The organism is Bartonella tamiae Th239 (assembly GCF_000278275.1).
GTDB lineage: Bacteria > Pseudomonadota > Alphaproteobacteria > Rhizobiales > Rhizobiaceae > Bartonella > Bartonella tamiae.
In genome coordinates, this window is sequence record NZ_JH725147.1 from 1,699,366 (window position 1) to 1,726,241 (window position 26,876).

The window sequence follows — 26,876 nt, forward strand, 5'->3', positions numbered from 1 at the left end:
CTGTCTCTCCAGTCTAAAAGATAATTATCAATCCCCAAAAGGAAACTATTTTATTATTTTTAAAGCGTCTCAATGAAAATGAAAACCATTACTTAACAAATATCACTGTTTATTTGTTTTATAACGTTCATGTCTCAATTTTTCCCACCAATCCAAACGTTTTCGTATCTCCCGCTCAAAACCACGTTCTGGTGGATTATAAAATACTTCACGTGACATTTTCTCAGGAAAATAATTTTGTCCAGAAAAAGCATCTGGTTGATCATGATCGTATAAATAGCCTTTTCCATACCCCTCTCCTTTCATGAGCTTTGTTGGCGCATTAAGAATATGTTTGGGTGGTAAAAGTGACCCATGATCACTTGCAGAGCGTCTCGCTGCTTTATAAGCGGTATATACGGCATTGGATTTTGGTGCTGTAGCAAGATAAACACATGCTTGTGCTAATGCCAATTCACCTTCAGGTGAACCTAGATAATCATAGGCATCTTTAGCACTATTACAAATGATCAACGCTTGTGGATCTGCCAAGCCAATGTCTTCAACTGCCATTCGTACCAAACGTCTTCCAAGATAATGAGGATTTTCACCAGCATCTAACATGCGACATAAATAATAAAGAGCCGCATCTGGGTCTGAACCGCGAACCGATTTATGCAAAGCAGAAATAAGATTATAGTGTCCATCTTGACCTTTATCGTAAAGCGGCGCACGTTTTTGAACAAGATCACGCAATAAATGCGCGTCTATCACTTCATTATCACGGCCACTTCGCCATATTTCTTCAGCAAGCGTTAAAATGGCCCGACCATCACCATCAGCCATTTGAACAAGCATAATACGCGCTTCTTCATCAAGAGGAAGTTTTTTACCTTCAATTTCTTCTGCTCTCATAAGCAAAGCATTAAGGCTTTCCTCATTATGTGGCTTGAAAGTTAAAACTCGTGCGCGAGATAAGAGCGCAGCATTAAGTTCAAATGAAGGATTTTCTGTTGTAGCACCAATTAATATAACAGTTCCATCTTCCATCACCGGTAAAAAACTGTCTTGTTGAGCACGATTAAAACGATGAATTTCATCAACAAACAAAAGCGTTTGGCGCCCAGACATTTGGCGTGCGCGTGCGCTTTCAAACACTTTTTTTAAATCACTTACGCCAGTAAAAATTGCCGATACTTGTTCAAAAGCCAAATTCGTTTCATTTGCGAGTAAACGCGCTAATGTTGTTTTGCCTGTTCCGGGAGGACCCCAAAAAATCATCGAACCTAATGAGCCTGCTTCAATCATTCTGCTAAGCATTCCATCTTTACCTGTAAGATGATCTTGCCCTCTCACCTCACTTATGTGATGTGGCCGCATTCTCTCCGCTAATGGTTTATTTAAATCGCCGTGGGGATTCATCTCGGGCGAAAAAAGATCACTACTCAAAAATCACCTCAGCGAACAAATTGGCGTAACAACATACCGTTACGTTCATAAACCACTTGCCATATACGTGGACGTATTTCAGTAAGAATAGCTTGTAAATCTTCAACAGTTCTAACTTCAGCTCCATTAATCACACGAATAATATCACCAGATTGAAAAAGACGCGCTGCATTACTGTTGCGATCAACATTTTCAACAACAACACCTATTGCTTTAGGCGGCAAACGAAAACGATTGGTCATATAAGGAGCCAAATCAATGACCGTAACACCAGCAAACGGTGTGTCGCCATCGAGCTTTACTGACTTACTCATTTGATCTTGTGGTATTGCCGATAATGTTATCACTGTTGTATATTTTTTGCCATCGCGTAAATATTCTATATTAAGATCATGCCCAATCCCTGTGGTCATTAAACGATAACCCAAACCATCGGGATCATCTATTTTTGTATTTTGAGCACTTAAAATAACATCACCAATCTTCAAACCAGCTTTTTGAGCAGGACTTCCATCAATTATATCCGTTACCATTGCACCATAGGGTTTTTCCATACCCAAAACTTCTGCAACATCAGGCGTCATGTTTTGAAAAGATGCACCAATATAGGGTGTTTGAAAATGATCCTCACCGCGTTTAACCGATTCCACAACGGCACGAACGAGATTAGCGGGAATAGCAAAACCAATACCAATAGAGCCTCCTGAGCGTGAATAAATCGCGGTATTAATACCAATAAGTTCACCCTTCATATCAATTAAAGCACCACCAGAATTACCGGGATTAATCGCTGCATCTGTTTGAATAAAAAAATCAAAATTAGAAATGCCAACACGTGTACGCGCTTGGGCTGAAACAATACCACTGGTGACCGTTTGTCCAACACCAAAAGGATTTCCTATGGCTAGGACCAAATCACCCACTTCAACAGAATCAGAATTTCCTAAAGGCAAAATTGGAAATACAGCTCCCTTTGGTTCTATTTTCAAGACAGCAATATCTGTTGCCTCATCTTTTAAAACAACACGACTTTCAAATTCACGCCCATCTGACAAAGCCACTTTGATTTCATCCGCATCACGTATAACATGATAGTTTGTCACAATAAGTCCACTCGCATCAACGATAACACCTGATCCTAAAGAAGATTGAGTGCGTGATGGTCGATTTGGCATCGCACGACCAAAAAACTGTTCAAAAAAAGGATCATTCTCAAAAGGTGTACGCACGCGCACTTGGCGAGCGGCATAAACATTAACGACAGAAGGTACAGTTTTTTTAACCAAAGGTGCAAAGGAAAGCTTAATTTCATTTTGAGATTGCGGAACTTCAGCAAAAGTTAAAACAGGCATAAAGGCTGTAAAAATAACAAAAAGAATAAACGCCCATAAAGATTGTTTCATTGTATTTTCCTCGACAAATGCTTTAGTCCATAATATTCAATACATCATAGCTATAACGGTAATTAGGGCAAAAGAACGATAAATTTATCTTATTTTATCTCATTGCAGATGATGAAAGCAGTTATTTAAAAATATCTATATATAAATAACACGCTCCTTTAAAAACAATGATTACTTTAACAAATATATTTCAAATTTTAAAATTTTAAAATAAGTCTCTTTATTAAGAGAAATATAAATAAATACGAAAACAATATGAGAAATCTTAATTAGTTTACTCAATATTTTATAAAACTATTATGATCTTAGACGAAATAAATATCATAAAAAAACCCGCTAAAAGCGGGTTTTAATTTTGTCTATAATAAAAATTTACGCTGCATCAGCTTCTTTTGCTTCAGCTTCAACACGGGCACGATCAACTGCGCCTTTCGCTTCAACATTACGATCAACAAATTCAACTACAGCCATCGGTGCATTATCACCAGCACGATAACCCGCTTTCATGATACGAATATATCCACCATTGCGAGAAGCATAACGTGGTGCCAAAACATCAAAAAGTTTTGCAACTTGTTTTACATCCTTAATTGCTGAAATTGCTTGACGACGTGCGTGAAGATCACCACGCTTACCTAGAGTCACCAACTTTTCAACAATTGGTCTAATTTCTTTAGCCTTTGGAAGCGTCGTCACGATCTGCTCATGTTCAATCAACGATGTTGCCATATTGGCAAACATTGCTTTTCGGTGACTAGCAGTTCGGTTCAGCTTGCGGCCTGACTTACCGTGGCGCATGAGCCTTCTCCTTAAAGTTTAATTTAATATTGATCTTCATAACGTTTTGCAAGATCATCGATATTTTCTGGCGGCCAAGCAGGAATTTCCATACCAAGATGAAGTCCCATTGACGCCAAAACTTCCTTAATTTCATTTAATGATTTGCGACCAAAATTTGGAGTACGCAACATTTCAGATTCTGTCTTTTGTATAAGATCACCAATATAGACGATATTATCATTTTTAAGACAATTTGCTGAACGAACAGAAAGCTCCAACTCATCAACTTTCTTAAGAAGGGCAGGATTAAACGCCAGTTCAGAAACTTGTTCCTGAGGTGCTTCTTTTTGTGGCTCTTCAAAGTTAACAAAAACTGAGAGTTGATCTTGTAAAATACGCGCTGCAAAAGCGACAGCATCTTCACTTGTTACCGCACCATTGGTTTCAATCATTAAGGTCAATTTATCATAATCAAGAACTTGACCTTCACGAGTATTTTCAACTTTATAAGACACTTTACGTACAGGTGAATAAAGACTATCAACAGGAATAAGTCCGATCGGTGCATCTTCTGCACGATTGCGCTCAGCAGGAACATAACCTTTTCCTGTATTTACAGTAAATTCCATTCGAATTTCTGCACCTTCATCCAATGTACAAATGACATGATCAGGATTTAAAACTTCAACATCGCCAACAGTCTGGATATCACCAGCTGTAACAATACCAGGTCCTTCTTTACGCACAACCATACGCTTAGGACCCTCACCTTCCATTTGAATAGCAATTTCTTTAATATTCAAAATAATATCGGTCACATCCTCTCTAACACCAGCGATAGATGAAAATTCATGCAACACACCGTCAATTTGAACTGCTGTAACAGCAGCACCACGAAGAGATGACAATAACACACGACGCAAAGCATTTCCAAGGGTAAGCCCAAACCCACGCTCTAACGGCTCAGCAGTAACCACTGCTTTATTCGCACCATTTTCGGTATGAAATTCAACCTTATTTGGCTTAATCAATTCCTGCCAGTTTTTCTGGATCATATTTTTATTCCTGTCCTTTACTTCCGTCACTATTCAACCGCAACGGCCAGTCTGAACGCTGAAAGAACATCCTTCAGCAATGAAAAACATACTAGATTAAACCCGACGTTTTTTACGTGGGCGGCAACCATTATGAGGAATTGGGGTCACATCTCTTATTGATGTAATCACAAAACCTGCGGCTTGAAGAGCACGCAAAGCTGATTCACGACCAGAACCTGGACCACAAACCTCAACTTCCAATGAACGCATACCATGCTCTTGCGCTTTTTTGGCACAATCTTCAGCGGCAACCTGAGCAGCGAAAGGTGTTGACTTACGAGAACCTTTAAAGCCTTGCGCACCAGCTGAAGACCATGCGATACCATTGCCTTGCGCATCCGTAATTGTAATTAAAGTATTATTAAACGTCGAATTCACATGGGCAACACCCGATGAAATATTTTTACGTTCGCGACGACGAACACGTGTGGCATCCTTAGCCATATCTTTCCTTTCAACGATCTCTTCACCGCCGTAATTCCAGCAGCTACACCTTTTTTTCACTGTTTATTTAAACTTAAAGCGCGTGAAAACACTTTTCTATTTTATAAAATAAAATCAACTTTTATTTTATATTTTTTTAAATAAATACACTTTCATATGTTTTAGAAAATTATAAAATGCTAAATATTAAAGTGTGAATTATTTCTTTTTGCCAGCGATCGCTTTTGCAGGACCTTTCCGCGTACGCGCATTTGTATGCGTACGTTGACCACGAACAGGTAAAGAACGACGATGACGAAGTCCGCGATAGCAACCAAGATCCATCAAACGTTTAATATTCATCGCGACTTCGCGACGAAGATCACCTTCTACTTGATAATCACGATCAATTGCTTCACGTATTTGAAGAACTTCCGCATCTGACAACTCATTGACACGTCGTTCAGAAGGAATACCTACTTTTTCTACGATTTCTTTAGCAAATTTTTGTCCAATCCCGTGAATATATTGAAGTGCAATCACAACACGCTTATTCGTTGGGATGTTGACGCCAGCAATACGAGCCACGCCGGTTCTCCTTAAATTAAATTGTTAAACCGAATGAAATTTTCACTACGATTATGTATTGTATGATTTCATATAAATGCAAGCAGTATAAGCTCACCATATAAGTTTTAAATTCTGTGAAGGATTCCGACACAAAAGTCAACACCCTTTCATAAATTCACAAAAAAGAGAAAATTAATGAAGCTGATTTTCTATTGATATCGATACTTCATCAACATTAGCCATACCATCAACAGTCTTCAACAAACCACTTTCTTGATAAAACGTCGATAAAGGGGCTGTTTTTTCATGATATTCTAACAAACGTTTTTCAAACGCTTCAACATTATCATCCGAACGAATGTTACCACCTGAAGCCAAAGTTTCTTCAACACGCTTTTTCATACGATCAACAAGAGCATTATGATTGACAACCAATTCAATAACAGCATCTAATTGCATATTTTTTTTCATTAAAATCTTTTCAAGTGCTTTAGCTTGACCAACTGTTCGTGGAAAACCGTCTAAAATAAAACCATTTCGACAGTCTTCATTTGAAATTCTTTCTTCCACGATTTGGTTAACAATGTCATCAGAAACCAAACCACCATTGTCCATAATAGCTTTAGCACGCAAACCAATATCTGTCTTTTGTGCAACCGCTAATCGCAACATATCACCTGTAGACAATTGTGGAATCTTATATTTTTCGATCAGTTTTTTTGCTTGTGTTCCTTTACCTGCACCAGGAGGCCCTAATAATATTAATCTCATCTCCCTCTCTTTCCTCCACGCAATTTTGATTTTTTAATCAAACCCTCATATTGATGCGCAACGAGATGTCCTTGAATTTGAGAAATCGTATCGAGAGTAACGGTGACAACGATTAATAATGATGTACCACCTAAAAACAACGGTACACCAAGACGAGCCATTAATAGTTCTGGCATAAGGCAAACCGCCACAATATAAATGGCACCAACGACAGTAATTCTTGTCAAAACATAATCAATATATTCAGCCGTACGTTCACCTGGACGAATACCTGGAATGAAACCAGAATGCTTCTTTAATTGGTCTGCTGTATCTTTTGGATTAAACACAATTGCCGTATAGAAAAAACAGAAAAAAGCAATCAAAGAGCCATATAAAAGCATGTATAAAGGTTGTCCATGACTAAATAAATAAGCAGCCGTCTGCACCCATTGTGGCATATTTTCAGACATATCGTTCAACATGCCAGGCAGCATCAGCAAAGAGGATGCAAAAATAGCTGGAATAATACCCGCAGTATTTAGTTTTAATGGTAAATGTGATGTGTCACCCTGAAACATACGATTGCCAACTTGTCTTTTTGGATATTGAATGAGTATACGTCTTTGGGCGCGTTCAAAAAACACAATAACCGCCAAAATTGCAACAACCATAACAACAATCACAAGCAACATTAAAGTCGATAAATCAGCAGAACTATGGGCTGTCAAAAGTTGAGCAATTGCGACAGGCAAATTAGCCACAATTCCTGCATAAATAAACAAGGAAATACCATTACCAACACCACGTGAAGTAATTTGCTCACCAAGCCACATTAAAAAGACAGTACCACCGACAAGTGTTATAACTGTCGTAATTCTAAAAAACATACCAGGGTTTGTTACAAATTGCTGCCCACTATCAAAACCACTTTCAAGAACAAAAGCAAGACCATAAGCCTGTAATATTGCTAAAAGAACAGTTCCATAGCGTGTATATTGATTGATAATTTTACGACCTGATTCTCCCTCTTTTTTCAAAGCTTCAAGAGAGGGCACAACTGATGTCATTAACTGTACAATAATGGATGCAGAAATATAAGGCATAATACCTAATGCAAAAATTGCCATACGCCCGACCGCGCCCCCCGCGAACATATTGAACATTCCCAACAAGCCTGAAGAATTTCCTTCAAAAGCCTGCCGCAAAACATCCGAATTAATGCCAGGCAAAGGAATATAAGTTCCTAACCGATAAACAAGAAGTGCACCAAGTGTAAACCATATGCGTTTTTTCAACTCAGTTGCACGAGAAAAAGCACCAAAATTCATGTTAGATGCGAGTTGTTCTGCGGCTGATGCCATCCATTTTCTCCGGTATCTGTTAATGGTTAAAAACCATTTTTATGATAATCTCAAATTTACAAAGCAAAAGATCATATCATCAAAATTCAGCTTGTATTGTCTTAATTTAACGTAATTTGCAATCAAAAATATTTTAACAAAACAAAAAGCCTAGACTGGATGAAACACCCACTCTAGGCCTAATGCAAATATAATATAATTTTTATTCAGGCTTAGCAGCAGGAAAATTAATCGATCCACCAACTTTTTCCACTTTTTCAATTGCTGCTTTAGAAGCACCTGCAATATCAAAAGATAACTTTGTTTTAAGCTCACCATCTGACAAAAGACGAACACCATCTTTTTCACGACGAATAATACCGGCCATTTTTAAAGCTTCTGCATTTACTACTTTAGAAGCATCCAATTTACCAGCATCTAATGCTCTTTGAATACGTTCCAAAGATACTTCATTGAATCTTTTTGCAAAAATATTGGTAAACCCACGCTTTGGTAAACGGCGATAGATCGGCATTTGACCGCCTTCAAAACCATTTAATGCAACACCAGAACGTGACTTTTGACCTTTTACACCACGTCCGCCAGTTTTACCAGTACCTGAGCCTATACCACGACCAACACGTTTGCGATTTTTTGTTGCGCCTTCTTGATCGCGCAGTTCATTGAGTTTCATTTTCTATACTCCTGCGCCCAAATTAACTTTCATCAATCACTTTAACAAGATGTTGCACTTTAGCAATCATACCACGAACAGCAGGAGTATCCTGCAAAGTACGACGACGATGCATTTTATTCAAACCAAGCCCTTTTAAAGTAGCTCGCTGAACTTGCGGACGACGAATTGGGCTACCGATTTGCTCGACCGTTACAGTTTTACCGCTCAGAGTTTTTTTCTCAGCCATGTTTCAATTCCTTTATTTGATAAGCCCGAAAGGACTATTCTTCCGAACCAATCAAATGTTGCCGACGTGCTTGCAATGTAGAATATTTAATTCCACGCTGTGCAGCAATATCTTTTGGGTGCATTTGGTGTTTCAAAGCATCGAATGTCGCACGAACCATATTATAAGGATTTGATGAACCCAATGATTTAGCAACAACATCCTGCATACCTAAAGTCTCAAAAACAGCACGCATTGGTCCACCAGCGATAATACCAGTACCTGCTGGCGCTGAACGTAACAAAACCTTACCAGCACCGTGTCGCCCTGACACATCATGATGCAATGTCCGTCCTGAGCGCAAAGGCACATAGATCATCTCACGTTTAGCAGATTCTGTAGCTTTACGAATAGCTTCAGGCACCTCACGCGCTTTACCATGTCCAAAGCCAACACGACCCTTTTGATCACCTACAACGACAAGCGCGGCAAAACCAAAACGACGACCACCTTTTACAACTTTTGCAACACGATTAATATGAACAAGTTTATCTACAAATTCATTATCACGCTCTTCACGACGTTCATCGCGATTATTATTTCTTTCTTTTTGTGCCATTCCTCATTCCTTTTTCTTTTCCGGAAGCACGATAAAATTTAATAAATTATGAAATTTATTAAATCATTATATAAATGATTTTAAAAATTAAGACCACCTTCTCGAGCAGCCTCAGCTAATGCTTGAACACGACCATGATAAATATAGGAACCACGATCAAAAACTACGTCTTTTACACCAGCTTTACTTGCACGTTCAGCAATAAGCTTTCCGACTTGAGACGCGGCATTTTTATCAGCACCACTTTTAACAGATTTTTTTAAATCAGAATCCAAAGTCGATGCTGAAACAACAGTATGACCACGAACATCATCAATGATCTGGGCATAAATATTTTGGTTTGATCGATGAACACTTAATCTTAAACGACCATTAGCAACCGATTTAACCTGACGGCGAACACGTTGCGCGCGCCGATGAAGTATATTTTTAGGCGAAGCCATGACGCAAAATCCTTATTTCTTCTTGCCTTCTTTACGCACAATACGCTCATCCGCATATTTTACTCCCTTACCTTTATAAGGCTCAGGTCCACGATATTCACGAATTTCTGCGGCAACTTGTCCAACTTGTTGTTTACTAATACCAGAAACAACTATCTCAGTAGGCTTAGGTACGACAACTGAAACGCCATTTGGCACTTCATACACGACATCATGACTAAATCCAAGAGAAAGCTGAATATTTTTACCTTGCATTGCAGCACGATAACCAACACCATTGATTTCTAATTTTTTTTCAAAACCGTCTTTAACACCTTGAAAAATGTTTTCAATCATCGATCGAGACATTCCCCATTTAGAACGAGCATCTTTTGACTGCGTTCGAGGCGTAACAAAAACCGAGTCATCCTCATACTTAACGATAACTTCGTCATTGACGACATAACTTAATTCGCCCTTTGGACCTTTGGCTTTTACCAATTGCCCATCAACAGTTGCTGTAACACCAGCGGGAACCGGTACGGGCTTTTTTCCTATACGAGACATTTTATCAACCTGTCTTTCTGCCTGTGCCTTTTACCATATTTAGAATATACGGCAAAGAAGCTCCCCACCAACATTCTGTTCACGAGCTTCATGATCTGCCATAACACCTTTAGGTGTTGACAAAACAGAAATACCCAACCCATTCGCAACCTGCGGAATAGATTTAACAGAAACATAAACACGACGACCTGGCTTCGATACACGAGAAATTTCACGAATAACAGAGGCACCGTCAAAATATTTTAATTCAATTTCAATTTCAGACTTACCATTATTGAAATCAACTTGATTATAACCACGGATGTAACCTTCACTTTGAAGGACATCTAAAACGCGCGCACGTAATTTCGACGCTGGTGTAGAAACCGTCGCTTTTTTACGACCCATTGCATTTCTAATACGTGTTAGCATATCTCCAAGAGGATCTGACATAGACATAAATGAAACTCCCCTTACCAGCTCGATTTAACAACACCAGGAATATGTCCTGATGAACCAAGATCACGCAATGCAATACGAGACATTTTTAATTTACGATAATAAGCACGAGGTCGCCCCGTTACTTCACAACGATTACGAATTCGAACTTTAGCAGAATTACGAGGCATTTCAGCCAATTGTATAGATGCATGAAAACGTTCTTCTAAAGAAACATTTTGATCCATAATTACTGCTTTTAGACGCGCACGACGAGCAGCATGGCGTTTAACCATAGACTGACGACGTTTATTTTTTTCAACGGCACTTGTTTTTGCCATAACTTTACCTCGCTACGCTTGCCGTTACGAACGAAACGGAAAATTGAAACCACGTAACAATTCACGTGCTTCACCATCCGTTTTTGCTGTCGTACAAACGATGATATCCATGCCCCAAATCTGATCAACTTTATCATAGTTGATTTCTGGAAACACAATGTGTTCTTTAATACCCATAGCAAAATTACCACGGCCATCAAAACTTTTCGGATTAAGTCCACGAAAATCGCGAACCCTTGGCAACGCAATTGTCACCAACCGATCTATAAACTCAAACATACGATCTTTTCTAAGCGTCACTTTTGCACCTAATGGCATTCCTTCACGAACTTTAAAAGTCGCAATTGAATTACGTGCATACGTCACAACGGCTTTTTGACCAGTAATTAAAGCAAGATCTCCAGCCGCAAGAGCTGGTTTTTTTGAATCTGCAGTCGCCTCACCAACACCCATATTGATAACGACTTTGTCAATACGAGGAATTTGCAAGTGATTTTGATAATTAAATTTTTCTTGGAGAGACTTACGTACAACTTCAAGATAATGCGTTTTCAAACGCGGCTCTTGCTTTTTATCAGCCATTTATCACCTCTCCTGAACGTTTTGCTACACGAACTTTCGTTCCATCCTTTTCGATACGAATACCAACACGAGTTGGTTTACCATCTTTAGGATCAGAAATCGCCAAATTCGACAAATGAATAGGCCCTTCTTTAGTAACAATACCAGCTTCTTGAGTTTGCGTTTGTCGTTGATGGCGTTTTAACATATTAATGCCACGAACCAAAGCCGTTTCGTCTTTCGGATTGACCTTAATGACATCACCATTACGGCCTTTATCTTTACCAACCAAAACAACGACTTTATCGCCTTTACGAATTTTCTGCATCGCTATAGCCCCTTATAGAACTTCTGGCGCGAGCGAAATGATCTTCATATGGTTCTTACCACGCAATTCACGTGGAACCGGTCCAAAGATACGAGTACCGATCGGCTCTTTCTTGTTATCAACTAAAACAGCAGCGTTTTTATCAAAACGAATAACACTACCATCTGCACGACGAATATCTTTTGCTGTACGAACAACAACAGCTTTCATTACATCGCCTTTTTTTACGCGGCCGCGCGGAATAGCTTCTTTAACAGAAACGACAATAATATCGCCAACTGAAGCATATTTCCGCTTTGAACCGCCCAGCACCTTGATGCACATGACACGACGGGCGCCGGAATTATCCGCTACGTCGAGGTTTGTTTGCATCTGAATCATGACTGGCCGCCTTCTCTTAATGTTTACGTCCAGCTGTGCCTTTGACACATCTAGACTTGCCTGTCAAATATTGATTAAGATTTTTTAATATTATAAATCAAATCGTTTAAAAAACGATAGTACTTAAAATAAAAAAATCCAAGTGAATTAAGCAGTACCGTTATTTACAACGATCCAACGCTTATATTTCGAAATCGGTTTTGATTCTTGTATAGAAACATAATCACCGGTTTTGAATTGATTGTTCTCATCATGTGCTTTGTATTTTTTAGACTGACGAATGGTTTTTTTCAATAATGGATGCGCATAACGACGCTCTACTTTAACCACTACAGTCTTATCACTTTTATCACTGACGACAACGCCTTGCAAAATGCGTTTAGGCATATCTAAAATCCTTAAGCCTTACTTTCAACCGCCTTTTGGCGGGCGATTGTTTTAATACGTGCAATATCACGGCGAACCTGTTTTACACGCGCTGTTTTTTCTAACTGACCGGTTGCTTTTTGAAAACGTAAATTAAATTGTTCTTTTTTCAACCGAGCTAAATCTTCACTCATCTGATCGGGCGTTTTAGCCCGTACTTCTGCAGCTTTCATTGCGACCTCATTAATCAGCTATACGCTGGATAAAACGTGTTTTTATCGGCAATTTTGCAGCACCTAAACGCAATGCTTCACGCGCTACTTCTTCAGGAACACCGTCAAGCTCAAACATAATACGTCCAGGAGCAACACGAGCCGCCCAATAATCAACACTTCCTTTACCTTTACCCATACGAACTTCAGTAGGTTTTGATGTTACAGGAAGATCTGGAAAAATACGTATCCAAACACGACCAGAACGTTTCATATAACGTGTGATAGCACGACGAGCGGCTTCAATCTGACGTGCTGTTACACGATCAGGTTCAAGAGCCTTAAGACCGTAAGCACCAAAATTAAGATCCGTTCCACCTTTGGATGCACCGTGTATACGACCTTTAAATTGTTTACGGAACTTTGTGCGCTTTGGCTGCAACATTGTCCATTACTCCAAATCTAATTTTATACGTCTCAATCAAGTATTTTCACGACGACGATTCGTGTTCGAACCTTGACTATCTGTTTCAGTTGCACGACGTTCAGAAGCCATAGGATCATGCTCAAGAATTTCTCCTTTAAAGACCCAAACTTTAACACCGCAAATACCATAAGCGGTTTTTGCCTCTGCAGTACCATAATCAACATCTGCACGCAATGTATGAAGAGGAACACGTCCTTCACGATACCATTCCATACGAGCAATTTCAGCACCACCCAAACGACCCGAACAATTAATACGAATACCTTCTGCACCCAAACGCATTGCAGATTGCACTGCACGCTTCATAGCACGTCTGAAAGCAACACGACGTTCTAATTGTTGAGCAATCGATTGTGCAATTAATGTTGCATCAATTTCAGGCTTACGAACTTCTACAATATTTAAAGATGTATCAGCATTTGTCATTTCTGCCAATTTACGACGCAACTTTTCAATATCTGCACCTTTTTTACCAATAATAAGACCAGGTCTAGCAGAATGAATTGTGACACGACATTTTTTATGCGGGCGTTCAATAACAACTTTTGCAATCGCTGCTTGCTTTAGTTCTTCCATGACATATTCACGAATTTTCAGATCTTCATGAAGCAACTTTCCATACTCACCAGTATCAGCATACCAACGAGAATCCCATGTACGATTAATGCCGAGACGAAGCCCGATTGGATTAATCTTTTGACCCATTACGCGGCCTCCTCTTTTTCGGAAACTTCACGAACAATAATCGTTAAATGTGAAAATGGTCGCTCAATACGGCTTGCACGACCACGTCCACGAACGTGAAAACGTTTCATGACAATTGATTTTCCAACATGAGCTTCAGCAACAATTAAAGAATCAACATCAAGATCATGATTATTTTCAGCATTAGCAATAGCTGATTCTAATGTTTTGCGAACTGTTTCAGCAATACGTTTACGTGAAAAATTAAGGTCAGCTATTGCTGCATTTACTTTTTTACCGCGGATCAATGCAGCAACCAGATTAAGCTTCTGGGGACTTACACGAATCGTACGAGCAACAGCTTTTGCCTCGTTTTCTTTGAGCTGGCGTGGCGCCTTAGCTTTGCCCATTGTTATTTCCTCTTCGCTTTCTTGTCCGCACCATGACCATAATAAGTACGTGTTGGAGCAAACTCACCGAATTTATGACCCACCATTTCTTCGGATACTGACACAGGAACATGCTTGTTACCGTTATAAACACCGAATGTCAGACCAACAAATTGTGGCAAAATAGTTGAGCGCCTGCTCCACATTTTAATTACTTCATTACGACCGCTAGCACGTACCTTCTCAGCTTTCTTGAGAAGATAGCCATCGATAAACGGTCCTTTCCAAACTGAACGAGCCATTATAGACTACCTCTCTTACTTCTTGCGCTGATGACGTGAGCGCATAATAAATTTATCTGTCGACTTATTAGAACGTGTACGCTTACCTTTTGTAGGTTTACCCCAAGGTGATACTGGATGACGACCACCAGATGTACGACCTTCACCACCACCATGTGGGTGATCAACAGGATTCATAGCGACACCACGAACATGAGGACGCTTACCACGCCAACGTGAACGACCAGCCTTAGCATCATTAATATTACTGTTATCAGGATTTGAAACAGCACCAACAGTGGCATAGCAAAGACCAGAAACCAAACGTTGTTCGCCTGAATTCAAACGCAATATTGCCATTCCTTGATCACGTCCAACAAGCTGCGCATAAGTACCTGCAGACCGCGCGATTTGACCACCTTTTCCTGGTTTCATTTCAATATTATGAACAATGGTACCAATCGGCATTGAAGCAAGTGGCATAGCATTACCAGGCTTTACATCCGCATTTTGCCCTGCAAAAACTTTGTCTCCAACAGCCAAACGCTGTGGTGCTATAATATAACTAAGTTGACCATCTTCATATTTAACCAATGCAATAAAGGCAGTTCTATTCGGATCGTATTCAATACGTTCAACTTGTGCATTCATACCACGCTTCAAACGTTTAAAATCAACAAAACGATATGTCCGTTTGTGACCACCACCTTGAAAGCGTGCTGTAACACGACCGCGATTATTACGACCACCTTTAGAGGAAAGACCTTCAGTCAATGCTTTAACAGGTTTACCTTTAAAGAGACCTGATCGATCAACAATAACAAGCTGACGCTGGCCTGGCGTGGTCGGATTAAAGTGCTTTAGTGCCATTATTCTATACTCCGAGCCTTTTATAGACCTGTCGAAACGTCGATTGACTGACCTTCTGCCAGTGTCACGATCGCTTTTTTGACATCACTTTGCCGACCAACAATACCTTTGAAACGTTTTACTTTACCTTTACGGTTAAGAGTATTTACAGCTGTCACTTTCACGCCAAAAAGCGATTCAACAGCAGCTTTTATTTCAGGTTTTGTCGCTTTCGGCGCGACATTGAAAACGACTTGATTATTTTCAGAAATCAATGTCGATTTTTCAGTTATAACTGGACTGACAATTACGTCATAGTGGCGAAGATCCGTCATTTGAAACGCTCCTCAAGGGCTTCTACAGCAGCCTTGGATAAAACAAGCTTTCCACGGCGCAATATATCATAAACATTGATACCCTGAACAGGAAGAAAATCGATATTCGGGATATTCGATGCAGCACGAGAAAAATTAACATCAAGCTCATTGCCGCCAATAAGTAAAGCATTTTTAAAACCTAACTTTTCAAAGTTAGATGTCAAAACTTTTGTTTTTGGTTCTTTTAAACTTAAATCATCAACGATGATTAAATCATTAGACTTTAATTTAGCAGATAGCGCAAAACGCAATCCTAAAGCACGAACTTTTTTAGGTAAATCATGCGCATGACTGCGAGCAACAGGCCCATGAGCCTTACCACCACCACGAAACTGTGGAGCACGCGCAGATGAATGACGCGCACGACCTGTGCCTTTTTGTTTGTACATCTTTGCACCAGTGCGTGAAACATCAGCACGACTTTGAGTTTGATGCGTACCTTGTTGACGACGAGCAAGTTGCCAACGAACAACACGTTGGAGAATATCTTCTCTTGGGTCAAGACCAAAAACAGCATCAGAAAGAGTAACTTTCCCTGTCTCCTTGCCTTCCAGAGTCATAATATTGAGATCCATTATTCGACTCCTTCATCTGCTGAAGCTGCAACAACTGGTGCTACTTCTGTTTGTACTTGAACAGCTTGACGAAGAGCCGCAGGCTTTGGTGCATTATCTGGCAAATTTATTTTGACAGCATCACGAACTAAAATCCATGCGCCTTTTGATCCTGGTACAGCACCGCGTACGAGAATAAGACCACGATCAGTATCAGTCGACACAACTTCAATATTTTGAGTTGTCACACGTGTACTCCCCATGTGACCAGCCATTTTTTTGCCTTTAAATACTTTACCAGGATCTTGCCTTTGGCCTGTGGAACCATGCGCACGATGAGTAATAGAGTTACCATGCGAAGCACGATGACCACCAAAATTATGACGCTTCATAACACCTGCAAATCCTTTACCAATTGACGTACCAGTTACGTCAACTTTTTGGCCAGGAACAAAATGTTCCGCTGTTATTTCAGCACCAACATCCAAAAGATTATCTGGAGTTACTCTAAATTCAGCAACTTTTGCTTTAGGCTCTACTGAAGCCTTAGCAAAATGACCACGCATAGCTTGCGACGTATTTTTTACCTTCGCTAGCCCTACACCTAATTGAACAGCGGTATAGCCATTCTTTTCAACTGTCCGTTGCGCAACAACATGACAGTTATCTAAACGTAGTACTGTTACTGGCACATGCTCTCCAGAGTCATTATAGACACGGGTCATGCCCAGTTTCTGTGCAATTACACCTGAACGCATCGGGTTCGTTCCTTCCGTCCCCAAGCCTTAAAGCTTGATCTCGACATCAACGCCAGCAGATAAATCGAGCTTCATAAGCGCGTCGACTGTCTGAGGCGTCGGATCAACAATATCAAGAAGACGCTTATGTGTGCGCATTTCAAACTGCTCACGGCTCTTCTTATCGATGTGCGGCCCACGATTAACCGTAAATTTCTCAATTCGCGTTGGTAACGGAATCGGACCACGGACGTTGGCGCCAGTACGCTTAGCCGTCGACACAATCTCACGTGTCGAAGCGTCAAGGATCCGATGGTCAAACGCTTTTAAGCGAATTCGGATATTCTGACCGTTCATACTATTAACTTCCCTGTTATAGGAAACGTCTTTTTAAAAGACGCCCCTAACACTTAAAAAACATTTTATTCGATGATTTGCGATACGATACCAGCACCGACTGTACGGCCACCTTCACGAATAGCAAAACGTAATTTTTCTTCCATCGCAATTGGAACAATCAAAGCAACATCAACAGTAACATTGTCACCAGGCATTACCATTTCTGTTCCATCCAACAATGTAACAATTCCTGTCACATCTGTTGTACGAAAGTAAAACTGTGGACGATAATTGGTGAAAAAAGGTGTATGACGTCCACCTTCATCTTTTGTAAGAATGTAAGCTTCTGCCTTAAACTTTGTATGCGGCGTCACTGTTCCAGGCTTCGCTAAAACTTGACCACGCTCAATCCCTTCACGATCAATACCACGCAAAAGAGCACCAATATTATCACCAGCTTCACCTTGATCTAGAAGCTTACGGAACATTTCAACGCCCGTTACTGTCGTTTTTGAAGTTGGACGTATACCTACAATCTCAATTTCTTCACCAACTTTAACAATTCCGCGCTCAACACGACCTGTAACAACAGTACCACGACCCGAAATAGAAAATACATCTTCAATCGGCATCAAAAATGGCTGATCAACCGGACGTGATGGCGTTGGTATATAAGAATCAACTTCGCTCATCAATAAACGTACAGCATCCTCGCCAATCGTTTTATTGCTATCATCAAGCGCTGCCAACGCTGATCCTTTAACAATCGGTATCTCATCACCAGGAAAATCATATTTTGATAAAAGTTCACGAACTTCCAACTCAACAAGCTCTAAAAGCTCTTCATCATCAACCTGATCAACCTTGTTTAAAAAAACAACAATCGCTGGAACACCAACCTGACGCGCCAAAAGAATATGCTCACGTGTCTGAGGCATCGGACCATCAGCCGCCGACACAACCAATATCGCACCATCCATTTGTGCCGCACCTGTGATCATGTTCTTAACGTAATCAGCATGACCCGGGCAATCAACGTGCGCATAGTGACGATTTTCCGTCTCATATTCAACATGAGCCGTCGAAATCGTTATGCCGCGTGAACGCTCTTCAGGCGCAGCATCAATCTGATCATAAGCCTTGAATTCTCCAAAGTATTTCGTAATCGCTGCCGTCAACGACGTCTTGCCATGGTCAACGTGACCAATCGTGCCGATATTAACATGCGGCTTATTACGTTCAAATTTGCTCTTTGCCATTTGAGCTCTCCATTTTCTATCCGTTTAAGGATTGAGTTGAAAGTTATACGTAACCGCTTGATTACGCCATTTTTTTCTGAATTTCTTGAGCCACTGCCGTTGGTACTGGCTCATAATGATCAAATTGCATTGTATATTGCGCACGACCCTGACTCATTGAACGAAGTGTGTTAACATATCCAAACATGTTTGCCAACGGCACCATTGCATTAATAACTGTTGCTATTCCACGAGCTTCAGTACCCGAAATTTGGCCACGTCTTGAGTTTAAATCACCAATAACATCACCAACATAATCTTCAGGTGTTACAACTTCAACCTTCATAATTGGTTCTAAAAGTTGTGCTCCAGCTTTTTGTGCGCCTTCACGAAATGCTGCGCGAGCGGCAATCTCAAACGCCAAAACAGAAGAGTCAACATCATGATAAGCACCATCGATCAAAGTAGCTTTGACACCAAGCATAGGAAAACCTGCAAGAGGACCCGAACCCATCACACTATCAATACCTTTTTGTACACCAGGAATATACTCTTTAGGAACAGCACCACCAACAATTTTTGAGTCAAAAATAAAATCGTCACCTTCATGAGGCTCAAATATGATTTTAACACGCGCAAACTGTCCAGAACCACCAGATTGTTTTTTATGCGTATAGTCAATTTCAGCTTCACGCGTAATCGTTTCACGATATGCAACTTGAGGCTGACCAATATTGGCTTCCACCTTAAATTCACGCTTCATACGATCAACAATAATATCTAAATGAAGCTCACCCATACCAGCAATAATTGTTTGACCTGATTCTTCATCAGATTTGACACGGAAAGAAGGGTCTTCAGCAGCCAGACGATTAAGAGCAATACCCATTTTTTCCTGATCAGCCTTCGTTTTTGGCTCAATCGCAATTTCAATAACAGGCTCTGGAAATTCCATCCGTTCCAAAATGACCGGTTTCAATGGATCACAAAGCGTATCACCTGTTGTCGTCTCTTTGAGACCAGCTAAAGCAACAATATCCCCAGCAAAAGCTTCTTCAATATCCTCACGAGAATTCGAATGCATCTGCAACATACGACCAATACGCTCTTTTTTTCCTTTTACAGTATTTTCAAGAGAAACACCTTTTTGCACTTTACCTGAATAAATACGACAAAAAGTTAGCGAACCAACAAAAGGATCATTCATGATTTTAAAAGCAAGCATTGACAAAGGCGCATCATCTGAAGACTGACGCGTCGTCTCAGATTCAGTTTTTACATCAATACCAGCAATAGCAGGAACATCAACGGGTGAAGGCAAATAAGCAACAACTGCATCAAGCAAAGGTTGAACACCTTTATTTTTAAAAGCAGTACCACAAAGAACAGGATGAAATTCAACTGCAATTGTACCACGACGAATAAGCTGAACAAGTTGTTCATTGGTCGGCATATTACCTTCAAGATAAGCCTCTGTAGCGGCTTCATCAACCTCAACTGCCATTTCTATTAATTTTTCACGATACTCTTCAGCCTTTTCTTTCATATCAGCAGGAATATCAGAAACAATAGCCGCAGAACCAATAGAACCATCCCAAGTCAAGGCTTTCATCTCAATAAGATCAACGACACCTTCAAACTCGTTTTCAGCACCAATTGGCAACTGCACCACAAGCGCTTTTGCACCAAGACGGGTACCAACCATTTCTACACTACGGTAAAAGTCAGCACCAATTTTGTCCATTTTGTTAACAAAAACCATGCGTGGAACACGATACTTTTCCGCCTGACGCCAAACAGTTTCAGTTTGAGGCTCAACACCAGCGTTTGCATCAAGAAGCGCAATGGCACCATCTAACACACGCAAAGAACGCTCAACTTCAATTGTAAAATCAACGTGCCCAGGAGTGTCAATAATATTAAAACGACGTTTTTTACCGTCTTTACCTTCCCAAAACGTTGTCGTTGCAGCAGAAGTAATTGTGATACCACGTTCTTGCTCTTGCTCCATCCAATCCATGGTTGAAGCACCGTCATGCGTTTCGCCAATTTTATGATTTCTCCCCGTATAGAAGAGAATACGTTCTGTCATCGTGGTTTTACCCGCATCAATATGCGCCATAATCCCAAAATTACGGTAATCTTCGATTTTATATTCGCGGGCCATATCTTTCGCCTTCGATTAAAAAAAATTCTATTTCTCTACCAACGGTAATGAGAAAACGCACGGTTAGCCTCAGCCATACGATGCGTATCCTCACGCTTTTTAACCGCAGAACCACGGTTATTTGCAGCATCCATTAGTTCACCACACAGACGATCAACCATCGTTGTTTCATTGCGATTACGTGCCGCTGCAATTAACCAGCGAATAGCAAGCGCTTGACGACGATCAGGACGCACATCAACAGGAACCTGATAAGTCGCACCACCAACACGACGAGAACGAACCTCAACGTGGGGAGCTACATTTTCTAAAGCCTGATGAAACAAAGCAACAGGCTCAGATTTTACCTTCCCCTCAACCGCATCAAGTGCACCATAAACAATGCGCTCTGCTACTGATTTTTTTCCATCCAACATGATGGAATTCATAAATTTTGTAATAACAAGATCACCAAACTTGGGATCTGGATTAATTTCACGTTTTTCTGCTCTATGGCGACGGGACATCAGCTTTGTCTCTCAAACTTATTTAGGACGTTTTGCGCCATATTTTGAACGGCGCTGTTTACGGTTTTTAACACCTTGGGTATCCAAAACACCACGAATAATATGATAACGCACACCAGGCAAGTCTTTAACACGCCCACCACGGATCATCACAACCGAGTGTTCTTGAAGATTATGGCCCTCTCCAGGAATATAACCGATAACCTCAAAACCATTTGTTAAACGCACTTTAGCCACCTTGCGCAATGCTGAATTTGGCTTTTTAGGCGTCGTTGTGTATACGCGTGTACATACACCACGCTTTTGTGGATTTGCTTGCAAGGCAGGCACTTTATTACGCTTTACCGGCACGACACGCGGTTTGCGAATTAACTGGTTTACGGTAGGCATACAACCTTCCTCTTTCACTTTTTATTCATCTCGACCGCTTGGACGGATTAACTTAAACTTAGCCGTTTAATACAAAAATATATCTTCAGCACATACGACATTTTAAACAAACAATAAAACAGGCATCACTGCAATTTGCAGATCACCTGAACAAAAGCAGAGGAGACGCTAATCTCATGCACCCGTTATATGTTTACTTCAAAACCGTAAAATAAACCTTGTTTGAGACAAAATTCAAAACATGTCGCTATGAAAAATCAAATCTCACATTGGTTCTTATTTTGATCTTGATAACGGCAAAGCTTAAAATGGTCAAGTGGTTACATGCACAAAAATGCTTTAGAAAACAAAAAAACTGATTATTCATGTTATTCTGTGACTATTTCAGGCTTTATTTTATCATAATAAGCATAATTATAGATCAAATTACTTAAAATGCATCGTTTTGATCAACACGTCATATACACTAGCGCGTCATCATCCATAGCAATTAAAACGATTCTGAATATAAAATTATACACAACAAGGCATTTAATGTTATGGATAGAAACTTAGGGTGCGTTATCTGATAATCATAAGGACAATTTAATGTTCAAATTTTGATGCAAATGATTGCTCCATTTAAAATGTTATTTACTTTTTACATGACTTACAGGAATCGGACACGTGAAAATAGCAACATGGAATATTGCTGGCATAAAAGCTCGTCATGATACATTAATAAAATGGCTTAAACACTATAAGCCCGACATTGTGTGCCTTCAAGAAGTAAAAAGCATTGATGAAAATTTTCCGCGCGATGAAATAGAATCACTTGGTTACCATATTGAAACCCACGGTCAAAAAAGCTTTAACGGCGTCGCGCTATTGTCGAAAAAAACACCTGATGAAGTCCATAAAGGTCTTCCATGTAACGACAATGACGATCAAGCCCGTTACATTGAAGCGGTTTATTCTTCTCAAAATGGTGTTGTTCGTATTGCCTCACTTTATCTCCCTAATGGCAATCCAGTAAACACACTTAAATACTCATATAAAATCGGATGGCTTAAGAGATTATATGATCATGCTCATTCCTGCCTTAAAAAAGAAGAAATATTCATTATGGCAGGGGATTATAATGTTATCCCCTCCCCTTTAGATACTAAAAACCCAGAACTGTGGTCAAATGATGCCCTTTTTCTTAGCGAAATTAGGCAAGAATATCAGCGGATACTTAATTTAGGATATTACGATAGTATTCGATGTGTGACTGATGAATCCGTATATAGTTTTTGGGACTTTCAAGCTGGTGCATGGCCTAAAAATAATGGTATCCGTATTGATCATCTCTTATTGTCCCCAGAAGCTGCCGACAGATTATTAACAGCTTATATTCAACGCGATATACGTGGTTGGGAAAAACCTTCCGACCATGCACCTGCCATGATTAAAATCAATGAATCGATAGCATAAAATCCATCAAAGCATCATTAAATTGATTATAATCAAGTTTAAGCGATTGTCATAAAAGCTTAAAAATGTGATAACTGTTAAAATGAGAATTAGTCGTTTAACGACATTTTCATAAATAAATAAAAATAATAAATGAGGAGAACATTCATGAAAAAGAAACTTTTGGCTTTAACCACTATTTTATTTATGAGTGCAACAAGTGCATCACTTGGGCAACAACAAGATACACTTGAAAAAATTAAAGAAAGTGGAAGCATCACACTTGGTGTTCGTGAATCATCTGGGTTGGCCCAAGCTTTAGGCAACAGCAAATATGTCGGTTTTCACACCGAAATGGCTGAACGCATCATTGATGATATTTCAAAAAAAATCGGCACACCGATTAAAATAAATTATTTACCAATTACATCGCAAAATCGCATCCCTTTGGTTCAAAACGGTACATATGATTTTGAATGTGGCTCCACAACAAATAATACTGCGCGTGCTAAAGAAGTTGCATTTGCTTATACAACTTATGTTGAGGAAGTTCGTATTGCGACAAAAAAAGATTCCGGCATAAAAACAGTAGCAGATCTCAACGGAAAAACGGTGGCGACAACAACTGGTACAACTTCAGTTCAAACATTACGTAAAAACAAACGAGCCGAAAATATTAATTTTAGAGAAGTCAATGGCAAAGATCATGCTGATAGTTTCTTATTATTAGAATCAGGTCGAGCCGATGCCTTTATTATGGATGGATCTATTCTTGCGGCAAATATTGCAAAATCAAAAGACCCCTCTCACTATGTTATGATTGACGATATTCTTTCAGTTGAACCCATTGCCTGTATGATGCGTCTGAACGATGACAATTTAAAAAAGGCGATTGATGATAGTATTGAGCGCCAAGTAAAAGACGGGTCAATGGAAAAACTTTATAATAAATGGTTTTTAGAACCAATACCGCCATTGAATGTTGTCATTGGTCTTCCTTTATCAGACTCTACCAAATACGCGTGGGAACATTTAAATACTAAGCCTATGAACGATTACGAAGAAAATAAATAGGTCTTAATAATTCTTCAAAAGGCTTTTTCCATATTTTATGGAAAAAGCCTTTTAAACACCTTGTTTCATAAAATTTTCGCGATCATTAACGTATATATTTTTATCAGGATAGCATTTATGGATTTTTCATTTCTTTGCATGGATGATCTCGATCAGGTTCAAATCCCAGGTTGTTTCGGGGAACCCGGCGTTAGTCATACCTATCTTGATACACTTATAACAGCTTTTGCCAATACCGCTATTTTGTCGGTATCTAGTCTTATATTAGCGATTATCGTTGGTGTTTTTTTTGGTACAATGCGAACATTACCCGCCACATCATTCATTAATCGTTTTTTACGTTTTATTTCACATATTTGGATTGAAGTCATGCGCAACATTCCTCTTCTTGTGCAAATATTTCTATGGTATTTTGTAGTACCTAAAATTTATCCTGTTGCTTTGGGGTTTCCACCTATTTTATTAGTCATTTTCGCGCTTGGTTTTTTTACCTCAGCACGTATTGCAGAACAAGTACGCTCAGGTATTGAATCCATTCCAAGAGGGCAACGTTATGCAGCAATGGCTATGGGATTTACGACTTATCAAACATATCGCTATGTCATTTTACCAAGAGCCATGCGAACAATATTACCACCTTTGATCTCTGAAGCGATGGGAATTGTGAAAAACTCTGCAGTGGCATTTGCTGTCTCCATTCACGAATTAATGCAATTCCAATATCAATCGATTGAAGAAGTCAGCCATGTTTATGAAAACTATATCGTGGTCACTCTTCTTTATGTGATCATTTCATTAGCAATATTTCTTATCATGTCACTCATTGAAAGATCTGTGAAAATTCCTGGATTTCAAAAGGAAGGGCGCTAATTATGTTCGATTTTTTAGGTCCGACAATCGCTCAATATTTTACGTTTGATTTTTCAGGCTTTGACTTTTCATTTTTTACATTTGATGTATTTCGTTCTTACATTTTATCGGGTCTAATATTCAGTATAGTTTTAACAATTGTCGCTTCAATCTTAGGTCTGATATTGGGAACGCTTTTAGCAATGATGCGATTGTCACCATTTAAAATTATCTCAGGAATTGCGACAATTTATATTACGGCCATGCGATCTATTCCTTTAGTCATGGTTATTTTATGGTTTTTTGTTCTTTTGCCTTTTATTACGGGTGAATCAATTGGTGCGAACAAATCAGCCTTAATTACATTTACCCTTTTTGAAGCCGCGTATTTTGCTGAAATCATGAGGGCAGGTATTCGCTCAGTATCACAAGGACAAAAATTTGCAGCTCAAGCTCTTGGCATGACATATTGGCAAAGTATGATTATTGTTATTTTACCTCAAGCATTGAGGAATATGCTTCCTGTTCTTCTTACGCAGGTCATCATTTTATTTCAAGACACATCACTTGTTTATGCAATCAGTGGCAATGATTTGTTAAAAGGTTTTGATATTTTGGCCAATAATTTTGCTGTTAAACAAGAAGCATATATACTTGCTGCTGTTTTCTATTTCGTCATCTGTTTTACGTTATCTCAACTCGTGCGTTACGTTCAGAAAAAAGTATCTATTATTCGTTAGTGAGGAAATCATCATGTCCGACCACATGATTGAAATGAAAAACGTATCTAAATGGTATGGAAAATTCAATGTTTTAAAAGAATGTTCAACAACCATTGACAAAGGAGAAGTTGTTGTGGTTTGTGGACCATCAGGTTCAGGAAAATCAACACTTATCAAAACAATTAATGCCCTTGAACCCGTTCAAAAAGGAGAAATTTGGGTCAGCGGTAGTGCTGTGCATTCTCCTAAAACCAATTTAGCGAAACTACGCAGTCACGTCGGTATGGTGTTTCAACATTTTGAGCTTTTTCCTCATCTCTCCGTTATGGAAAATTTAACAATTGCCCAAAGAAAAGTTTTACATCGCAATAAAAAGGAAGCGATTGATCATGGCTTAAAATATCTTGATAGAGTTGGTTTAATTGATCATAAAGACAAATATCCAGGTCAATTATCAGGTGGGCAACAACAACGTGTTGCTATTGCACGGGCATTGACAATGGATCCTATAGTCATGCTTTTTGATGAACCAACATCCGCACTTGATCCTGAAATGGTTGGTGAAGTTCTCGATGTGATGGTTGGACTTGCACAAGAAGGCATGACAATGATATGCGTCACTCATGAAATGGGTTTTGCACGCAAAGTTTCTCACCGTGTGATATTTATGGATGAAGGTACAATCATCGAGGATTGCCCGTCAGATGATTTTTTTGCTGATCCTAAAGCACGCACTCCAAGAGCTCAAAATTTTCTTTCAAATATCCTTAGTCATTAAATACAAATTTAAAATTTTTTTTAATATTTTAAAATAGGTAGAATTGTCTTTCATCAAAATCTTATTTTATTTATTTAAGGATAATATCATTTTTATTGAAAATCCAACACA

General features: G+C 39.4%; 38 protein-coding genes. 5 read left to right on the top strand and 33 right to left on the bottom strand.

Features of this window, described 5'->3' with window-relative positions; translation table 11 throughout:
• Positions 1-102: 102 nt before the first annotated feature.
• From ME5_RS07640 to rpsL, 33 genes are all read right to left on the bottom strand, one after another.
• A complete protein-coding gene (locus tag ME5_RS07640) occupies positions 103-1,401 on the bottom strand; it encodes a replication-associated recombination protein A (protein WP_155799385.1) in 1,299 nt (432 codons plus the stop codon).
• Positions 1,402-1,436: 35 nt separating this feature from the next.
• Positions 1,437-2,831: a DegQ family serine endoprotease gene (locus tag ME5_RS07645; protein ID WP_008039937.1), complete on the bottom strand. Its 1,395-nt coding sequence runs from the start codon at positions 2,829-2,831 to the stop codon at positions 1,437-1,439.
• Between the two features lie 372 nt (positions 2,832-3,203).
• Positions 3,204-3,629, bottom strand: coding sequence for a 50S ribosomal protein L17 (rplQ, locus tag ME5_RS07650; protein WP_008039938.1), 426 nt, complete (start codon positions 3,627-3,629; stop codon positions 3,204-3,206).
• A gap of 23 nt (positions 3,630-3,652) precedes the next feature.
• On the bottom strand, positions 3,653-4,666 hold the full coding sequence (locus ME5_RS07655) for a DNA-directed RNA polymerase subunit alpha (protein ID WP_008039940.1): 1,014 nt from the start codon (positions 4,664-4,666) through the stop codon (positions 3,653-3,655).
• A gap of 96 nt (positions 4,667-4,762) precedes the next feature.
• Entirely contained in the window at positions 4,763-5,152 is a 390-nt protein-coding gene (rpsK, locus tag ME5_RS07660) for a 30S ribosomal protein S11 (protein ID WP_008039942.1), read from the bottom strand.
• Positions 5,153-5,350: 198 nt separating this feature from the next.
• Positions 5,351-5,719, bottom strand: coding sequence for a 30S ribosomal protein S13 (gene rpsM / locus ME5_RS07665; protein WP_008039943.1), 369 nt, complete (start codon positions 5,717-5,719; stop codon positions 5,351-5,353).
• 174 nt (positions 5,720-5,893) lie between these two features.
• The gene (locus tag ME5_RS07670; protein ID WP_008039945.1) at positions 5,894-6,472 is read right to left on the bottom strand and encodes an adenylate kinase; all 579 of its coding nucleotides are present in this window, start codon (positions 6,470-6,472) and stop codon (positions 5,894-5,896) included.
• Positions 6,469-7,815 carry a preprotein translocase subunit SecY gene (secY, locus tag ME5_RS07675; protein WP_008039946.1) on the bottom strand — a complete coding sequence of 449 codons (1,347 nt, stop codon included), beginning with the start codon at positions 7,813-7,815 and terminating at the stop codon, positions 6,469-6,471. The genes ME5_RS07670 and secY overlap by 4 nt, the downstream gene beginning before the upstream one ends.
• Before the next feature lie 202 nt (positions 7,816-8,017).
• The gene (gene rplO / locus ME5_RS07680; protein WP_008039948.1) at positions 8,018-8,488 is read right to left on the bottom strand and encodes a 50S ribosomal protein L15; all 471 of its coding nucleotides are present in this window, start codon (positions 8,486-8,488) and stop codon (positions 8,018-8,020) included.
• Positions 8,489-8,510: 22 nt separating this feature from the next.
• Positions 8,511-8,717, bottom strand: a complete 207-nt coding sequence (gene rpmD, locus ME5_RS07685) for a 50S ribosomal protein L30 (RefSeq protein ID WP_008039950.1) — start codon at positions 8,715-8,717, stop codon at positions 8,511-8,513.
• A gap of 34 nt (positions 8,718-8,751) precedes the next feature.
• Positions 8,752-9,315: a 30S ribosomal protein S5 gene (gene rpsE, locus ME5_RS07690; RefSeq protein WP_008039952.1), complete on the bottom strand. Its 564-nt coding sequence runs from the start codon at positions 9,313-9,315 to the stop codon at positions 8,752-8,754.
• A gap of 80 nt (positions 9,316-9,395) precedes the next feature.
• Positions 9,396-9,758, bottom strand: coding sequence for a 50S ribosomal protein L18 (gene rplR / locus ME5_RS07695; RefSeq protein WP_008039959.1), 363 nt, complete (start codon positions 9,756-9,758; stop codon positions 9,396-9,398).
• 12 nt (positions 9,759-9,770) lie between these two features.
• Entirely contained in the window at positions 9,771-10,304 is a 534-nt protein-coding gene (gene rplF, locus ME5_RS07700; protein WP_008039960.1) for a 50S ribosomal protein L6, read from the bottom strand.
• A 39-nt stretch (positions 10,305-10,343) separates the two neighbouring features.
• On the bottom strand, positions 10,344-10,742 hold the full coding sequence (gene rpsH / locus ME5_RS07705; RefSeq protein ID WP_008039962.1) for a 30S ribosomal protein S8: 399 nt from the start codon (positions 10,740-10,742) through the stop codon (positions 10,344-10,346).
• Between the two features lie 14 nt (positions 10,743-10,756).
• Positions 10,757-11,062 (bottom strand): 30S ribosomal protein S14, encoded by a 306-nt coding sequence (rpsN, locus tag ME5_RS07710; protein ID WP_008039964.1) that lies wholly within the window; start codon positions 11,060-11,062, stop codon positions 10,757-10,759.
• A gap of 24 nt (positions 11,063-11,086) precedes the next feature.
• The gene (gene rplE, locus ME5_RS07715; protein ID WP_008039966.1) at positions 11,087-11,644 is read right to left on the bottom strand and encodes a 50S ribosomal protein L5; all 558 of its coding nucleotides are present in this window, start codon (positions 11,642-11,644) and stop codon (positions 11,087-11,089) included.
• Entirely contained in the window at positions 11,637-11,951 is a 315-nt protein-coding gene (rplX, locus tag ME5_RS07720) for a 50S ribosomal protein L24 (RefSeq protein WP_008039970.1), read from the bottom strand. The genes rplE and rplX overlap by 8 nt, the downstream gene beginning before the upstream one ends.
• 12 nt (positions 11,952-11,963) lie before the next feature.
• Positions 11,964-12,332 carry a 50S ribosomal protein L14 gene (rplN, locus tag ME5_RS07725; protein ID WP_008039971.1) on the bottom strand — a complete coding sequence of 123 codons (369 nt, stop codon included), beginning with the start codon at positions 12,330-12,332 and terminating at the stop codon, positions 11,964-11,966.
• A gap of 147 nt (positions 12,333-12,479) precedes the next feature.
• Entirely contained in the window at positions 12,480-12,719 is a 240-nt protein-coding gene (gene rpsQ, locus ME5_RS07730; protein ID WP_008039972.1) for a 30S ribosomal protein S17, read from the bottom strand.
• A gap of 11 nt (positions 12,720-12,730) precedes the next feature.
• A complete protein-coding gene (gene rpmC, locus ME5_RS07735; protein WP_008039973.1) occupies positions 12,731-12,931 on the bottom strand; it encodes a 50S ribosomal protein L29 in 201 nt (66 codons plus the stop codon).
• Positions 12,932-12,941: 10 nt separating this feature from the next.
• Entirely contained in the window at positions 12,942-13,355 is a 414-nt protein-coding gene (gene rplP, locus ME5_RS07740) for a 50S ribosomal protein L16 (protein WP_008039974.1), read from the bottom strand.
• Positions 13,356-13,391: 36 nt separating this feature from the next.
• Positions 13,392-14,102, bottom strand: a complete 711-nt coding sequence (gene rpsC, locus ME5_RS07745) for a 30S ribosomal protein S3 (RefSeq protein WP_008039975.1) — start codon at positions 14,100-14,102, stop codon at positions 13,392-13,394.
• Positions 14,102-14,491, bottom strand: coding sequence for a 50S ribosomal protein L22 (gene rplV / locus ME5_RS07750; RefSeq protein WP_008039976.1), 390 nt, complete (start codon positions 14,489-14,491; stop codon positions 14,102-14,104). The genes rpsC and rplV overlap by 1 nt, the downstream gene beginning before the upstream one ends.
• Before the next feature lie 2 nt (positions 14,492-14,493).
• Positions 14,494-14,772, bottom strand: coding sequence for a 30S ribosomal protein S19 (gene rpsS, locus ME5_RS07755; protein WP_008039981.1), 279 nt, complete (start codon positions 14,770-14,772; stop codon positions 14,494-14,496).
• A 15-nt stretch (positions 14,773-14,787) separates the two neighbouring features.
• Entirely contained in the window at positions 14,788-15,621 is an 834-nt protein-coding gene (gene rplB / locus ME5_RS07760) for a 50S ribosomal protein L2 (protein ID WP_008039983.1), read from the bottom strand.
• Between the two features lie 20 nt (positions 15,622-15,641).
• Positions 15,642-15,935, bottom strand: a complete 294-nt coding sequence (locus ME5_RS07765; protein ID WP_008039984.1) for a 50S ribosomal protein L23 — start codon at positions 15,933-15,935, stop codon at positions 15,642-15,644.
• Complete coding sequence (gene rplD / locus ME5_RS07770) at positions 15,932-16,552, bottom strand: 50S ribosomal protein L4 (RefSeq protein ID WP_008039992.1); 621 nt, start codon at positions 16,550-16,552, stop codon at positions 15,932-15,934. The genes ME5_RS07765 and rplD overlap by 4 nt, the downstream gene beginning before the upstream one ends.
• Complete coding sequence (rplC, locus tag ME5_RS07775) at positions 16,552-17,289, bottom strand: 50S ribosomal protein L3 (RefSeq protein WP_008039994.1); 738 nt, start codon at positions 17,287-17,289, stop codon at positions 16,552-16,554. Before rplC ends, rplD begins: the two co-directional genes overlap by 1 nt.
• A gap of 27 nt (positions 17,290-17,316) precedes the next feature.
• Entirely contained in the window at positions 17,317-17,625 is a 309-nt protein-coding gene (gene rpsJ / locus ME5_RS07780) for a 30S ribosomal protein S10 (protein WP_007477064.1), read from the bottom strand.
• Between the two features lie 65 nt (positions 17,626-17,690).
• Entirely contained in the window at positions 17,691-18,866 is a 1,176-nt protein-coding gene (tuf, locus tag ME5_RS07785) for an elongation factor Tu (protein ID WP_008039284.1), read from the bottom strand.
• Between the two features lie 61 nt (positions 18,867-18,927).
• Entirely contained in the window at positions 18,928-21,012 is a 2,085-nt protein-coding gene (gene fusA, locus ME5_RS07790) for an elongation factor G (RefSeq protein WP_008039995.1), read from the bottom strand.
• 35 nt (positions 21,013-21,047) lie between these two features.
• Complete coding sequence (gene rpsG, locus ME5_RS07795; RefSeq protein WP_008039996.1) at positions 21,048-21,518, bottom strand: 30S ribosomal protein S7; 471 nt, start codon at positions 21,516-21,518, stop codon at positions 21,048-21,050.
• Between the two features lie 18 nt (positions 21,519-21,536).
• The gene (gene rpsL / locus ME5_RS07800) at positions 21,537-21,908 is read right to left on the bottom strand and encodes a 30S ribosomal protein S12 (RefSeq protein WP_008039997.1); all 372 of its coding nucleotides are present in this window, start codon (positions 21,906-21,908) and stop codon (positions 21,537-21,539) included.
• Between the two features lie 666 nt (positions 21,909-22,574).
• On the opposite strand from rpsL, the gene xth reads away from it, so the two are divergent.
• The 5 genes from xth (at position 22,575) to ME5_RS07825 (ending at position 26,765) form a co-directional block, all read left to right on the top strand.
• The gene (xth, locus tag ME5_RS07805; RefSeq protein ID WP_008039998.1) at positions 22,575-23,363 is read left to right on the top strand and encodes an exodeoxyribonuclease III; all 789 of its coding nucleotides are present in this window, start codon (positions 22,575-22,577) and stop codon (positions 23,361-23,363) included.
• A 147-nt stretch (positions 23,364-23,510) separates the two neighbouring features.
• Positions 23,511-24,416, top strand: coding sequence for a transporter substrate-binding domain-containing protein (locus ME5_RS07810; protein ID WP_008039999.1), 906 nt, complete (start codon positions 23,511-23,513; stop codon positions 24,414-24,416).
• Positions 24,417-24,533: 117 nt separating this feature from the next.
• Positions 24,534-25,286, top strand: coding sequence for an amino acid ABC transporter permease (locus tag ME5_RS07815; protein WP_008040000.1), 753 nt, complete (start codon positions 24,534-24,536; stop codon positions 25,284-25,286).
• A 2-nt stretch (positions 25,287-25,288) separates the two neighbouring features.
• On the top strand, positions 25,289-26,005 hold the full coding sequence (locus ME5_RS07820) for an amino acid ABC transporter permease (protein WP_008040001.1): 717 nt from the start codon (positions 25,289-25,291) through the stop codon (positions 26,003-26,005).
• A gap of 13 nt (positions 26,006-26,018) precedes the next feature.
• Complete coding sequence (locus ME5_RS07825; RefSeq protein ID WP_008040002.1) at positions 26,019-26,765, top strand: amino acid ABC transporter ATP-binding protein; 747 nt, start codon at positions 26,019-26,021, stop codon at positions 26,763-26,765.
• The last annotated feature ends 111 nt before the right edge of the window (positions 26,766-26,876 follow it).